This window comes from Nitrospirillum goiasense (assembly GCF_034427435.1).
In the GTDB taxonomy this organism is placed as follows: domain Bacteria; phylum Pseudomonadota; class Alphaproteobacteria; order Azospirillales; family Azospirillaceae; genus Nitrospirillum.
Map to the genome: position 1 here is coordinate 280,468 of NZ_JAXQNP010000003.1, position 14,094 is coordinate 294,561.

At 68.7% G+C, this 14,094-nt stretch carries 10 protein-coding genes; 2 read left to right on the forward strand and 8 right to left on the reverse strand.

Features of this window, described 5'->3' with window-relative positions; genetic code table 11:
- Positions 1-46: 46 nt before the first annotated feature.
- The 8 genes from ULB03_RS15615 to glmU form a co-directional block, all read right to left on the reverse strand.
- Positions 47-1,774 carry an enoyl-CoA hydratase-related protein gene (locus tag ULB03_RS15615; RefSeq protein WP_322484062.1) on the reverse strand — a complete coding sequence of 576 codons (1,728 nt, stop codon included), beginning with the start codon at positions 1,772-1,774 and terminating at the stop codon, positions 47-49.
- A gap of 181 nt (positions 1,775-1,955) precedes the next feature.
- Entirely contained in the window at positions 1,956-2,381 is a 426-nt protein-coding gene (locus tag ULB03_RS15620) for a hypothetical protein (RefSeq protein ID WP_322484063.1), read from the reverse strand.
- Between the two features lie 505 nt (positions 2,382-2,886).
- The gene (locus ULB03_RS15625; RefSeq protein WP_322484064.1) at positions 2,887-3,528 is read right to left on the reverse strand and encodes a bifunctional 4-hydroxy-2-oxoglutarate aldolase/2-dehydro-3-deoxy-phosphogluconate aldolase; all 642 of its coding nucleotides are present in this window, start codon (positions 3,526-3,528) and stop codon (positions 2,887-2,889) included.
- Positions 3,525-5,366, reverse strand: coding sequence for a phosphogluconate dehydratase (gene edd, locus ULB03_RS15630; protein WP_322484065.1), 1,842 nt, complete (start codon positions 5,364-5,366; stop codon positions 3,525-3,527). The genes ULB03_RS15625 and edd overlap by 4 nt, the downstream gene beginning before the upstream one ends.
- 102 nt (positions 5,367-5,468) lie before the next feature.
- A complete protein-coding gene (zwf, locus tag ULB03_RS15635; RefSeq protein WP_322484066.1) occupies positions 5,469-6,941 on the reverse strand; it encodes a glucose-6-phosphate dehydrogenase in 1,473 nt (490 codons plus the stop codon).
- Positions 6,942-7,274: 333 nt separating this feature from the next.
- Positions 7,275-8,801 (reverse strand): NAD-dependent succinate-semialdehyde dehydrogenase, encoded by a 1,527-nt coding sequence (locus ULB03_RS15640; RefSeq protein WP_322484067.1) that lies wholly within the window; start codon positions 8,799-8,801, stop codon positions 7,275-7,277.
- 155 nt (positions 8,802-8,956) lie between these two features.
- Positions 8,957-10,684 (reverse strand): SulP family inorganic anion transporter, encoded by a 1,728-nt coding sequence (locus ULB03_RS15645; RefSeq protein WP_322484068.1) that lies wholly within the window; start codon positions 10,682-10,684, stop codon positions 8,957-8,959.
- Between the two features lie 86 nt (positions 10,685-10,770).
- Entirely contained in the window at positions 10,771-12,141 is a 1,371-nt protein-coding gene (gene glmU, locus ULB03_RS15650) for a bifunctional UDP-N-acetylglucosamine diphosphorylase/glucosamine-1-phosphate N-acetyltransferase GlmU (RefSeq protein WP_322484069.1), read from the reverse strand.
- 165 nt (positions 12,142-12,306) lie between these two features.
- Between glmU and gph the strand changes: the two genes are divergently transcribed.
- Together gph and ULB03_RS15660 are read left to right on the forward strand one after the other, a co-directional pair.
- Positions 12,307-12,981, forward strand: a complete 675-nt coding sequence (gene gph / locus ULB03_RS15655; RefSeq protein WP_322484070.1) for a phosphoglycolate phosphatase — start codon at positions 12,307-12,309, stop codon at positions 12,979-12,981.
- Between the two features lie 43 nt (positions 12,982-13,024).
- Positions 13,025-14,089 carry a hypothetical protein gene (locus ULB03_RS15660; RefSeq protein WP_322484071.1) on the forward strand — a complete coding sequence of 355 codons (1,065 nt, stop codon included), beginning with the start codon at positions 13,025-13,027 and terminating at the stop codon, positions 14,087-14,089.
- The last annotated feature ends 5 nt before the right edge of the window (positions 14,090-14,094 follow it).

Sequence of the window (14,094 nt, forward strand, 5' to 3'; positions counted from 1 at the left end):
CGGGCGACGTGTTCGCCCGGCCCCTTTCCATTTCTATTGGTGCGGCCTACCGCCGGGCGAAACTGCCCAGCGGCCCACCGCTGGCGGCGGGCCAGCCGAAGCCCAGGACGGCCAGGAGGTCGGCGGAGGCCGCGTCGTTCACCAGCCCCTCGGCCAGGGCGGTCACCATGGCGGTGCGCACCGCCGCCATCAGTTGCCGCCCGGCATCGGCGGGGGGCGGATCGTCTGGCGGGCGCTTCAGGGCGGCGAGGACGGCGGCGGCCCCCTCCTCCCCCACCAGGTCGGTGACGGCGGCGTATCCCAGCCGGCGCGCCAGGGACCAGGGCCCCTCCGCCAAGCCGGCACCCCGCGCCGCCGCATCCACGTCCGCCGCGCCGACCGTGGGGCCCAGGTCCAGGGCCGCCCGCAGATAGGCCGCGTTCAGCCGGCCGAGGAAGCGGCCCTCGCCGTCCTCCACCCGGAAGGGGGTCCGGCCCAGGCGCCGGGCGGCATCGACGGCGATGGACAGGGCTGGGGCCGAGGTCGCGGAGCCGGCCACCACCTCCGCCACGCCGCCATCGGCCGGCAGGTGCAGGCCCACCAGCCGGTCCGGCCAGGACAGGCCCAGGGCCACGGCGCCCACCCGCAGGCGGGGCCCCGTCAGCGCCAGCAGGGTGTCGTCGCCCAGCACCCCCTCCGCCGCGGCCAGCAGGGCGCGCTTGGCGGGCAGATCCTCGCGGCTGGCATCGAACAGAATCTCGATCTTGCGGCCACCCAGGCGCGCGGGCGCCAATTCATCCAGACCGTCGGCGTCCGCCACCACATGCACGTCCAGGCCGGCGCGGCGGGCGGCCAGGGCCACGGCGTCCGCCGCCGGGCCGCGCCCCAGGACGGCGACGCGCGCCAAATCCGCCACCGGCAGCGCCGGGCGCCAGGCGGCCTTGTCCGCCTCCCCCTTCGCCACGACCAGGGTGCGCACCAGGGCCGCGACCTCGCCCCGGCGCAACAGGCCGGCGGCCAGCGCCCGTTCCAGCGCCAGGCCCTCATCCAACGCCAGGCTCAGCCCCTGGCTGACCGCCGTCTCGATGGCGGCGGTGGCCGAGGCCACGGCGATGGGCTTGCGCTTCTGGCCGACGACGAAGGGCGGCTCCGCCCCCTGCGCCAAGCGCCCGCGCACCCAGGCCTTGGCGGCGGTCCGCACATGGCTGGCCGGCACCACCTCGTTCACCAGCTTCGCCTCCAGCGCCGCCGCCGCCGTCACCATATGCCCGCCGGACAGCAGGCCGTGCGCCCCCACCCAGCCCAGCAGGCGGGGCAGGCGCTGGGTGCCGCCGGCCATGGGCATCAGGCCCAGGCGCTGGTCGGGGAAGCCGAATCGCGCGGCGGGATGGTCCGTGGCGACGCGATAGCCGCAGGCCAGCGCCAACTCCAGCCCCGGTCCCAGGGCCGACCCGCTGAGCGCCGCCGCGATGGGCTTCGCCGTCCCTTCCAGACGGCGCAGGATGTCACCATAGGGGGCGATGGCCGCCAGCAGCGCGTCGTCGGCCAGGCCGGGTGCCGCATCCGCCAGGGCCAGCAGGCCCAGCGGCTCCCGCCCCAGCAGGAAGTGCCCCTTGGCCGAGGCGATGACCAGGCCGCGCACCTCTTCCCGGTCCTCCAGGACGGTGGCCAGTTCATCCAGCGCCGCCACCAGGGCGTCATCCACCAGGTTGGCGCGCCCAGGGGCGTCCAGCGTCGCCAGGGCGATGCCGTCGTCGTCGAGCGTCAGGTGCAGAGGGGACGGATGATCGATCATGCCCGCACTGTGCCGGGCGGCCGGGGCCCCGGCAAGCCCCCTATTCCTTACGCAGGCCGCCACTTCAGCGGTTTCGTTATTCGCGACGGCTATAAATAAAATCTATCACTGCCTGAGAACGCTTCACTAAATAGTTTTCTGGCGAAGTGGCGTCGACGACAAACGTCGACGCCACACATTTTCATAGTTCGTCTACAACAACTTCAAAGCGCGTAGAGGCGTAACCGCTATCATTATAATCCACGCTCACAAATACCCATATTTTTTCACCAGCCACAATTCCAATATCAGTAAACCCCCAGTAGTCAAAGCTCCATTTAGTTCCATCCATCCCACTATCATTATCAATTTTCGGGATAATTAGAGCCGATTGCGAACCAGCAAACGCTTCATTGCTACCAATTCGCCCAACCAGAACAAAGACATTTTTAAAGAAAATATCTGGATTTGAGGAGGAAACGTCAAATCCAAGATCCCATTCACCATCTCCAACAAAGGCCTCCGGCCTGCTGATTACGATAAACTGTGAATCCTGCGCCGGTGCATTGACGTTCTTATTATTAGAATTCTTAATACGGTTCCGGACACCCCGAACTGACGATGACATGATTTCTGTCCTTCATATGTTGGATATGGATTCGGAAGTGGGATACCCCACAAGGAAGAACAAGCATTAATCATGCCAAGTAAATTTCCATGTTTTCAGCCCCTAGAATCTCCTAATGCTGCGTCCGCCAGAACTGTCGGACACGTCGGACATGGCCGCCTTGCCAAGGTTCACGATCATTCGATAGATGTCCCGCATGGAATCTTAAAAAGGCGCACCAACAATGATCCGCCCGGGCCTTCACCCCAACGAAACGTTCCATCCTTACTGGTCAGAATTCGTAGTTCACGCTCGACAGGAGCGGTGCTGGCCGGGCATGTTGACCTCGGTGCGCCGGCCGCTCAGGTCACCGCCATTGGACACCTAGAGGTGCCGGCATATGCCGTCTGTCACGAACGAAAATTCAGAAGCGAAGCTCACACATTGGACGCCTCCGCGACACCTCAAACGACGATCGCCCGGCCAGATGGCCGAGCGATCGCTCAGGACTGGAGTGCCCTGCGGCTCACCCGCGCAGGGATGACGCCTCACGCGCCAGCTTGGTGATGCCAGCCCAATCCTTGGCCGCCACCAGGTCCGCCGGGGTCAGCCAGGAACCGCCGACGCAGGCGACATTGGGCTGGGCCAGATAGTCGGGCGCCGTCTTCACGCTGATGCCGCCGGTGGGGCAGAAGGTGACGCCCGGCAGGGGCGAGGCCAGCGACTTGATCAGCTTCAGGCCGCCCACGGCCTCGGCCGGGAACAGCTTCACATGGCGCAGGCCACGGGCCTGCAACGCCATCACCTCGGACGGGGTGGCGGTGCCGGGCAGGAAGGGCACGCCCTTGGCCAGCACCTCGTCCAGCAGGGCGGGGTAGCAGCCGGGGCTGACGATGAACTGCGAGCCGGCATCCTGGACCCGGCCCACCTGGTCCGGCGTCACCACCGTGCCGGCGCCGACCACGGCATCGGGCACCTTGGCGGCGATGGTCTCGATGGCGGCCAGGGCGGCCTCGGTGCGCAAGGTGACTTCCAGCACCCGCACGCCACCCTCGACCAGGGCCTCGGCCAGCGGCAGGGCGTCTTCGACCTTCTCGATGATCAGGACGGGAACGACGGGGCCCAGCGCCAGGATTTCGCCCACGCCGTACTTGCTCTGCGAACTCATGCGAAATCCTCTCCGAAGCTATGGGCGCCTTCCTCGGCGCCGGTCACGTGGGCGCGCATGGCCCCGAACAGGTTGCGGCCGGTGCCCCAGGTGTTGGCGGTCAGGTCGGGCGTGGCGGCCGGGCGGGCGGCGAACTCGGCCGCGTCCACCAGGATGTCCAGCGTGCCGGCCTCACCATCCAGGCGTACGACGTCGCCGGTCTGGATGCGCGCCAGCGAGCCGCCCTTCAGCGCCTCCGGCGTCAGGTGGATGGCGGCCGGCACCTTGCCCGAGGCGCCGGACATGCGGCCATCGGTGACCAGCGCCACCTTGAAGCCCTTGTCCTGCAGCACGCCCAGGGGCGGCGTCAGCTTGTGCAGCTCCGGCATGCCGTTGGCGGCGGGGCCCTGGAAACGGATGACGGCGATGAAGTCCCGCTCCAGCTCGCCCCGCTTGAAGGCGGCCAGCATCTCGTCCTGGCCGTCGAAGACGATGGCCGGCGCTTCGACGATGCGGTGCTGCGGCTTCACCGCCGACACCTTGATGATGGCGCGGCCGGCGTTGCCCGTCAGCAGGCGGATGCCGCCCGACGGGTCGAAGGGCTCCGCGGCGGGGCGCAGGATGGTGGTGTCGGCGCTGTGCGGCGTGCCGGGGCGCCAAGCCGCCTTGCCGTCCTTCAGCCAGGCCTCATGGCGGTAGGCGTCCAGGCCGGTGCCCTGCTCCGTGCCATCAACCACGGTGGCGACGTCGCCATGCAGCAGGCCGGCGTCCAGCAGGGTGCTGATCAGGAACTGCAGCCCGCCCGCGGCGTGGAAGTGGTTCACGTCCGACACGCCGTTGGGGTAGACCCGCGCCAGCAAGGGGACGGCCCCCGACAGGTCGCTGAAATCCTGCCAATCGATGCGGATGCCGGCGGCCCGCGCCACCGCCACCAGGTGCAGGGTGTGGTTGGTCGACCCGCCCGTGGCCAGCAGGCCCACGATGGCGTTGACGATGCTGCGCTCATCCACCAGGCGGCCGATGGGCAGGTAGTTGCCCGCCTGCTCCGTCAGTTGGGCCACGCGCTGGGTGGCGGCCACCGTCAGGGCGTCGCGCAACTCAGTGTTCGGGTTGATGAAGGAGGCGCCCGGCAGATGCAGGCCCATGATCTCCATCAGCATCTGGTTGGAGTTGGCGGTGCCGTAGAAGGTGCAGGTGCCCGGGGAGTGGTAGGACTTGGACTCCGCCTCCAGCAGGTCGTCGCGGGTGGCCTTGCCCTCCGCGTAAAGCTGGCGGATGCGCGCCTTTTCCGGGTTGGACAGGCCCGACGGCATGGGACCGCCCGGCACGAAGATGGCCGGCAGGTGACCGAAGGACAGGGCGCCGATCAGCAGGCCGGGAACGATCTTGTCGCAAATGCCCAGGTACAGGGCGGCGTCGAACATGTCGTGCGACAGGGCGATGGCCGTCGCCTGGGCGATGACGTCCCGGGAGAACAGCGACAGCTCCATGCCGTCGCGGCCCTGGGTCACCCCATCGCACATGGCAGGCACGCCGCCGGCGAACTGGGCCACCACGCCGGCCTCATGCGCCGCTTTCTTGATGATGGCGGGGAAGCGCTCGAACGGCTGGTGAGCCGACAGCATGTCGTTGTAGGCCGACACGATGGCGATGTTGGATTTGCGGTTGCCCGCCAGCGCCGCCTTGTCATCGGCGGCACAGCCGGCGAAGCCATGGGCCAGGTTGCCACAGCCCAGCGCGCCGCGCCGGGGGCTCTGGCCCTTCTGGGCGTCCAGGCGCCGCAGATAGAGGGCGCGGCTGTCCGCGCTGCGCTGGATGACGCGGTCTGTGACCCGCCGCAGGGTGTCGTGTAGCGCCATGGGGTCCTCCCTGGCTGAAAAGCCATGAACGTGGGGGCGCCGACGGGACCGGCGATGCGGTGCCGGCCCCGGGGCTGATGTCGAATTAACGCCGCCGAACCCTTAGAGTTCGGGGTCGTGCCAACGGCGGCCGTCGCGGTCCAGCAGCAGGGCGGCGCTGATCGGGCCCCAGCCGCCGGCGGCGTAGGGATCGGGGCGCAGGTCCACCTGTTCCCAGCCGGCCAGGATGGTGTCGATCCACGACCAGGCGGCATCCACCTCGTCACGGCGCATGAACAGCGACGGGTTGCCCCGCACGACATCCATCAGCAGCCGCTCATAGGCCTCGGGATACCGGTCCTTGAATGCTTCGGCATAGGACAGGTTCAGCGGCACGGAGCGCAGGCGCATACCGCCCGGCCCCGGCACCTTGGTCATGATGTTGAGCTGCACGCCCTCGTCCGGCTGCAGGCGGATAACCAGACGGTTGGCCATCAGGTCGCCAGAGCCCTTGGGAAAGACGCTGTGGGGCACGTCCTTGAACTGGACGACGATCTCCGAATACCGGACCGGCAGGCGCTTGCCCGTGCGCAGGTAGAAGGGCACGCCGCTCCAGCGCCAGTTCTCGATCTCCGCCTTGATGGCGACCAGAGTCTCGGTGTTGCTGGACCGGTTCAACTCATCGGCGTAGCCCGGCACCGGCTGGCCGTTGATGGAACCGGCGCGGTACTGGCCGCGCACGGTCTTGGACTTCACGTCCGCCTGGGTGATGGGGCGCAGGGCCCGCAGCACCTTGATCTTCTCGTTGCGGATCTGGTCGCCGGACAGGTGGGCCGGCGGCTCCATCGCCACCAGGCACAGCAACTGCAGGAAGTGGTTCTGCACCATGTCGCGCAGGGCGCCGGCCTTGTCATAATACTCAGCCCGGCCTTCGACGCCGACGCTCTCGGCCACGGTGATCTGGATATGGTCGATCCAGCTGCTGTTCCACAGCGGCTCGAACAGGGCGTTGCCGAAGCGCAGGACCATCAGGTTCTGCACCGACTCCTTACCCAGGTAGTGGTCGATGCGGTAGATGCGGTCTTCGGGGAAGACGGCGCCCACCTCCTCATTCACGGCGTTGGCGGACTGGCCGTCGTGGCCGATGGGCTTTTCCAGCACGACGCGGCAGGTGTCGGTCACCAGGCCGGCGGCCTGCAGATTGCGGCAGATGGCGCCAAACAGGCTGGGCGCCGTCGCCAGATAGCAGACGCGGGCCTTGTCCTCATGCCCCATCAGCAGCTTTTGCAGCGGCTCCCAGCCGGCGGGCTTGGTCGCGTCCAGGGACACGTAGCCGAGCCGGGCGGAGAACCGTTCCCACACCGCCGGCTCCAGGTCGGCGGCGGGCACGTGGCGCTGCAGCGCCGCCCATACCGTGCCCCGGAAATCCTCCACCGTCTGCTCGGTGCGGCTGACGGCGATGATGCGGCTTTCATCCGTCATCTGCCGGTCGCGTTCCCGGTAATAGAGGCCGGGCAACAGCTTGCGCATGGCAAGGTCGCCGGTACCGCCGAAAACGACGAAATCGAAGGGATTGACTTGCAGCACTTCAGCCATCATGGCGCCTTGGCTTAGGTTCCCAGGGATGGCAGGGCCATCCGCCCGTTATCAATTATGCGGTTATTTCACTACCACAATTCCCTGGAAGCGCCACCGGAAAATCACCCCCTTCGTAACTCGGCGGGTGATTTTCCGGTAATTCCGTAACATGACAGCTATTCCGTGCGGCTTTCGGCCGTGACCGACCGAAAGCACCCTCATGCGCCGGGCGCGGCCATCCGGCCGCTTGGCTTCCTCGCTTTCCAGTCCGCTGACGCTCCCCGGAAAGCTGCGGCGGCCCCAGTCGGGGCCTCGGTGAAAGGGACCGCCGCCGGCGTCTTAGCCGCTGCGTCAGGCCTTCAAGCCACCCATCAGCAGGTACTTCACCACCAGGTAATCCTCGATCCCGTACTTGGAGCCTTCGCGGCCCAGGCCGCTCTGCTTCACGCCGCCGAAGGGCGCCACCTCGGTGGAAATGATGCCCTCGTTGATGCCGACCATGCCGTATTCCAGCGCCTCCGCCAGCCGCCAGATCCGGCCGATGTCGCGGCTGTAGAAGTAAGCGGCCAGGCCGAACTCGGTATCGTTGGCCATGCGGATGGCCTCGGCCTCATCCGTGAAACGGAACAGCGGCGCCACCGGGCCGAAGGTTTCCTCCCGCGCCAGGATCATGTCCGGCGTGGCGTCCAGCAGCAGGGTGGGCTCGAAGAAATTGCCGCCCAGGGCATGGCGCCGCCCGCCCATGGCGACGCGGGCGCCCTTGGACACCGCATCGGCGATGTGGCGCTCCGCCTTCTCCACGGCGGCGGCGTTGATCAGGGGGCCGGTGGTCACGCCCTGCTCCGCCCCATTGCCCACGCGCAGGCGGCCCACCGCCTCCGCCAGCCGGGCGGCGAAGGCCTCATAGACGCCGTCCTGAACCAGGATGCGGTTGGCGCAGACACAGGTCTGGCCGGCGTTGCGGTATTTGGAGGCCATGGCCCCCTCCACCGCCGCGTCCAGGTCCGCGTCGTCGAACACGATGAAGGGGGCGTTGCCGCCCAGCTCCAGGGACAGCTTTTTCAGCGTGTCGGCGCTCTGCTTCATCAGCAGCTTGCCCACCGGCGTGGACCCGGTGAAGGACAGCTTGCGCACCAGGGGGTTGGAGGTCATCTCCCCGCCGATGGGCTTGGGATGGCCGGTGACGACGCTGAACACCCCCGGCGGCACGCCCGCCCGCTCCGCCAACACCGCCAGCGCCAGGGCGCTGTAGGGCGTCACCTCCGACGGGCGGACCACGATGGGGCAGCCGGCGGCCAGGGCCGGCCCCACCTTGCGGGTGATCATGGCGATGGGGAAATTCCAGGGAGTGATGGCGGCGGCGACACCGATGGGTTCCTTCACCACCACGATGCGCTTGTCACCGGCGAAGCTGGGGATGGTGTCGCCGTAGGCGCGCTTGCCCTCCTCCGCGAACCATTCGATGAAGCTGGCGCCATAGGCGACCTCGCCCCGCGATTCGGCCAGAGGCTTGCCCTGCTCCGCCGTCATGATGCGGGCCAGATCCTCCTGCGCCGCCATGATCATCTCGAACCAGCGGCGCATGACGGCGGCGCGGTCCTTGGCGGTGCGGGCGCGCCAGCCGGCCCAGGCGGCGTTGGCCGCCTTGATGGCCAATGCCGTCTCGGCGGCGCCCATGTCGGGGATGGTGCCGATGACCTCGCCCGTCGCGGGGTTGTCAACGTCCAGGGTGCCGCCGCCGTCGGCATCCACCCAGGACCCGCCAATATAGGCCTGGTCCCGCAGCAGGTCGGGATCGTTCAGCCCAAGGGCCTGAGCCGTGCGGATGAGGGGCCCGTGGGGCGCGCGAACTTGGGGGGCGCGGACGGGGGTGTCCATGGCAAACCTCTTATAACAACCACCGGGGGCATGGTTCTTACGTAGGCGGGGTCCGGGGGCGTTGCAATGCGTGGATAGCGCCCCGGGCGGGCAGATCACAACCGGACATACCGGGCCCGTGTTCCCAGGCTGGGCAGCAATTTGGATCTTAGGGCTCAGGCCGCCTCGTGATCCGTGTCCGGCAGGTTCCCCGGCCGGCCCAGGGCATGGCGGGCGCGGGCCAGTGCCTGCTCCAGGGTGCGGCCGACATGAACCCGCGGCGGCCTCAGGCCTTGGGTCAGCAGCAGGCGCCGCGCCTCCGGATCAGCCAGGGCGATGGCCACAACCGCCCCCTGCTTGCGCGCCTTGGCCACCAACCCATCGATGACGGTGACGGCCGTGGAATCCAGCAGTGGCACCGCCGTCAGGTCCAGCACGTAAGCCCGCGGCCGGGCGGCGATGCGGTCGAACAGGGCGGACACGCCGGCCGCCGCCCCGAAAAAGAACGCACCGGACAGGCGGAAGACCAGGATGTCGTCGTCGCGCGCCTCAGGCTGGTCCGGCAGCGGGCCGGCATGATCGGCCACGTCAGGTGCCACCAGGGGGCTGCCCCCCTCCACCCGCAGCGTCCCGGCCATGCGGTGGATGAACAGCAGCGACCCGGTGGCGAAGCCAACGACGATGCCCAGCGTCAGGTCCCGCAGAATAGTCAGCAGGAAGGTGGAGAGCAGCACCGCGGCATCCCCCCAGGACGCCCGCAGCAGCAGGCCGAAGGCATGCTTCTCCGCCATGTTCCAGGCGACGATCGCCAGCACCGCCGCCAGCGCCGGCAGGGGGATATAGCTGGCCAGCGGGGCGGCCACCGCCATGAACAGCGCCAGGAACACGGCGTGCGCCATGCCCGACACCGGCCCGCGCGCACCGGCCCGCACATTGGTGGCCGTGCGGGCGATGGTGCCGGTGACGCAGATGCCACCGCACAGCGCGCTGGCGATGTTGGCGACACCTTGCGCCACCAACTCGGCGTTGGCGCGGTGGCGCCGGCCGGTCATGCCATCGGCCACCACGGCGGACAGCAGGCTTTCGATGGCGCCCAGCAGCGCGAAGGACACCGCGTCCGGCAGGACCGCCAACACCAGGTCCGGCGACAGGGGCGGCAGATGGGGGGCCGGCAGGCTGCGCGGGATGCCGCCAAAACGCGTGCCGATGGTCTCGACGGGCAGGTGGGCAAGCGCCGCGACCACGCTGGCCGCCGCCACCGCGATCAGCAGGACGGGCCATTGAGGGCGCCAGCGCCGCAGCAACACGATCAGGGCGATGGTCGCCACCGCCGTCCCCAGGGCGGCGGGGTTCAGCGTGGGCATAGCCTGCCCCAAGGCCAGCAGCTTGGGCACCAGCGGCCCCGGCTCCTTGCCCGGCAGCGTCAGGCCCAACAGGTCCCGCGCCTGGCTGGCCGCGATGATGACGGCAATGCCGGCGGTGAAGCCCACGGTGACGGGATAGGGGATGTACTTGATGAAGGTGCCCAGGCGCAGGGCGCCGATGGCCATGAGGATCAGGCCGGACAGGACCACGGCCAGCGCCAAGCCCCCCACGCCCAGCCGCTCAACCGACGCGGCGACCAGCACGATGAAGGCCCCGGCCGGACCACCGATCTGGAACCGGCTACCGCCCAGCAGCGACACCAGGAAGCCGCCGACGATGGCGGTGTACAGCCCCCGGTCCGGCGTAACGCCCGAGGCGATGGCGATGGCCATGGACAGCGGCAAGGCCACGATGGCCACGGTCAGGCCGGCCACCAGGTCGGCCCGCAGGTCGCGCAGGCCATACCCCTCACGCAGCACCGTGAGCAGCTTGGGTTTATAAAGTTCCCGCCAGCTTGGCTCCGCCATTGTCCTGTGCATGACGCCCCCTGTCGTTAATGCGCCGCCCCCATCCTTCGTCCCCTAGCATCGCCCAACCGGGCCATCCCGGCCTAACCCTTTCCCGCTCAGCCTTTTTTCTGCGCCGCCTTGCGCGCCTTCTGGGCGGCGGCGAAGGCGGCGGCCCAGCCTTCCTTCACCACCTGGCGGCCACGGCCGATGGCCAGGGCGTCGGCCGGCACCGTCTCGGTGATGGTGCTGCCGCCGGCGATGAAGGCGCCATCGCCCACCTGCACCGGGGCCACCAGGGTGGCGTTGGTGCCGACAAAGACATTGCGGCCCACCTGGGTGCGATACTTGAAGGTGCCATCATAGTTGCAGGTGATGGCGCCGGCGCCGATGTTCGTCCCCTCCCCGATATCGGCATCGCCGACATAGGCCAGGTGGTTGGCCTTGGCGCCCTGGCCCAGGGTGGAGGCCTTGACCTCAACGAAGTTGCCGATGTGGGCGCCGGCGCCAATGTCGGACCCCGGGCGCAGGCGGGAATAGGGGCCGATGATGGCCTCGCGCCGCACCACCACCCCTTCCAGATGGCAGAAGGGGCGGATGGTCACGCCATCTTCCACCACCACGCCCGGGCCGAACACCACGTTCTGGCCCACGGTGACGTCGCGGCCCAGCACCGTGTCGGCCGAGAACCACACCGTATCCGGGTCGGCCAGGGTGGCGCCGTTCAGCATGGCCTGCCGGCGCAAGCGGGCCTGCATCAGCTTTTCCAGCTTGGCCAGCTCGACGCGGGAATTGACGCCCTCGACATCCGCCGGGTCCCCCTCCGCCACCGCGCAGGCGTGCCCCTGGGCGCGGGCCACGGCCACGGCGTCGGTCAGATAGTATTCGCCCTTGGCGTTGGCATTGCCGATGGCGTCCAGGATAGCCCACAGGCGGCGCCCGTCGAAGGCCATCAGGCCGGCGTTGCACAGGCCGATGGCCCGCTCCTCCACCGTGGCGTCCAGGTACTCCACGATCTTGGTCAGCCCACCGGCCTCATCCTGCACTAGGCGGCCATAGGCGGCGGGGTCGGCCGGGCGCATACCCAGCACGGCCACTGCCGGATCACCGGCGCCGCGCCGCGCCTGGACCAGCAGGGACAGCGTTTCCGGCCGCACCAGCGGGGTGTCGCCGAACAGCACCAGCACGTCGCCGTCGAAATCGCCCAAGGCCGCGCGCGCCGCCTTCACCGCGTCGGCCGTGCCCAGCTGCTCGGGCTGCAGCACCGTGGCATGCGGCGCCACGGCCTTGGCCACCGTTTCCTGCCCCGGCCCCACGACGACGACGACGCGGTCCGGGTTCAGGGCCGCCGCCGCCCGCAGGACATGGGCCACCATGGGTTCATTGGCGATGGGGTGCAGCACCTTGGGCAGGTCGGACTTCATCCGGGTGCCCTTCCCCGCCGCCAGGACGATGCAGGCGAGGGTGGCGGTCGGCGTCGAAGCGGTCATGGCGATACCCTTGGGGTGGCGTGGTTCTGGACCTGGCGGGGGCAAGGGCCGTCGTCAGATGGGATGAGGCGGGTGCCCGGCCATCCCGACGCCATTGCCAGCGCGGCCCCCTTACTGCCACAACGGTGGTGTGTTGCGAAACCGCCTTCGCCCGGATGCCGTCCCATGAGCCCCATGCCCGCCGCCGTCCTGTTCGATTTCGACGGAACGCTGATCGACAGCGCGCCCGACATCCTGACCGGCATCAACCGGCTGCTGGATGAGGAGAACCTGCCCAACCTGGATCTGGCGCAGGTGCACCAGTTCATCGGCGACGGCGCGCCCATGCTGGTGACCCGCACCTTCGCCGCCGTGGGGCGCCCCCTGGACCCCGACTCGGTCCCCGCCATGACCGACCGCTACATGGCCATCTACGAGTCCCTGCCGGCCGATCCAGCCTGCGTTTTTCCCGGCGTGGCGGCGACGCTGGCCAGCCTGAGCAAGAGCATGCCCCTGGCCCTGGTGACCAACAAGCCGGAGCGCGCGACCCACGCCGTGCTGGGGGCCATCGGCCTCGACGGCCTGTTCACGGCGGTGGTGGGCGGCGACACCCTGCCGACGCGCAAGCCCCATCCGGGGCCCCTGCTCCACGCCATGGCGCAGATGGGTGTGGCGGCCACTGAAACCGTCATGGTGGGCGACGGCGCCAACGATGTGACCGCCGGCCGCGCCGCCGGCTGCCGCGTCGTGTGCGTTACCTATGGCTATCCGCGCATGCCCGTGGAAGAACTAGGGGCGGACCGGCTGGTGGACCATTTCCACGACCTGCCGGCCGCCTTGGCGGACCTGGCCCTGCGGTGACGCGGCCAGGCCGGGAGACCCGGCTTTGGGGGAAAAGTCGCTTATGCGTGGTTTCGATTTGCGGGAAGAACGGGAAGAGATCCTGGACGCCCTGCTGGTGACGGGCACATCCTTCATGCTGGCCGTGGCGCAATGGCGCCATGTCGTCCACTTCTTCGATCAGTTCCTGCTGCAGAACCTGCAGGCGGAGGTGGGGGTGCTGCACGGCTATCCCCATTGGCGCTTCTTCCAGTCACGGGTGCTGGCGCCCGTGCTGGAACATCTGATCGAGCTGATGGGCGTGCCCCTGACCAACGCGCACGCCACCGTGGCGATCTTCGGCCTGACCGGCGCCGGCCTCGCCCTGTTCTACGCCGCGCAGGCCGCGGGGGGCCCCGATAGCAAAGGACGGCAGAAGGCCTGGACCGCGCTGCTGGCCATGCATGTCCTGTTCGCGGCGCTGATGGCCAAGCCCTGGCTGTACATCTGGGACTTCGTGCTGCTGCTGACCACGGCGGTCTTCTACCTGCTGGTCCTGACCCGGGCGCCGTGGTGGGCCTTCCTGGCCCTGCTGGGCGTCGCCTGTTTCAATCATGAGTCCGCCGTGTTCATCGGCGGCTACATGGTGGCCAAGGCCCTGGTCGATGCCTGGGTTGAAAAGCGGCGGCCGGACCTGCGATGGCTGGGGGCCGGGGTGGGCGGCAGCGTCGCCGCCTTCGCCATCATCGAAACCCTGCGGCGCACCCTGTTGAAGGAAGAGGTGGGCTGGAAACTGTTCAAGGAAATCCAGAAGTCATCCTCCACCACCTTCGATGGCTATTTCCATATCCAGGTGGGGGAGAATTTCGGCCAGTTCTATGACTGGATCACCGATCCCAGCCTGTCCCTGGAGCTGCTGATTCCCGTCTACCTCGCCATCGTCCTGGGGATGACGGCCCTCATGGTGATGCGGCACGGCCCCCGCGCCCTGGCGCTGGCGGCCTTCGTCGGGGTGCAGGTGGTCGCCGTCCTGGCCCTGGGCCTCACCAACGAGACCCGCACCCTGCTGCACCTGGCGCCCTTCGTGGCGCTGGCCGGCATCTGGCTGAACAAACCCACGGCGGACGCGCCCGGCCCCTTCGCCCCCTGAACGGC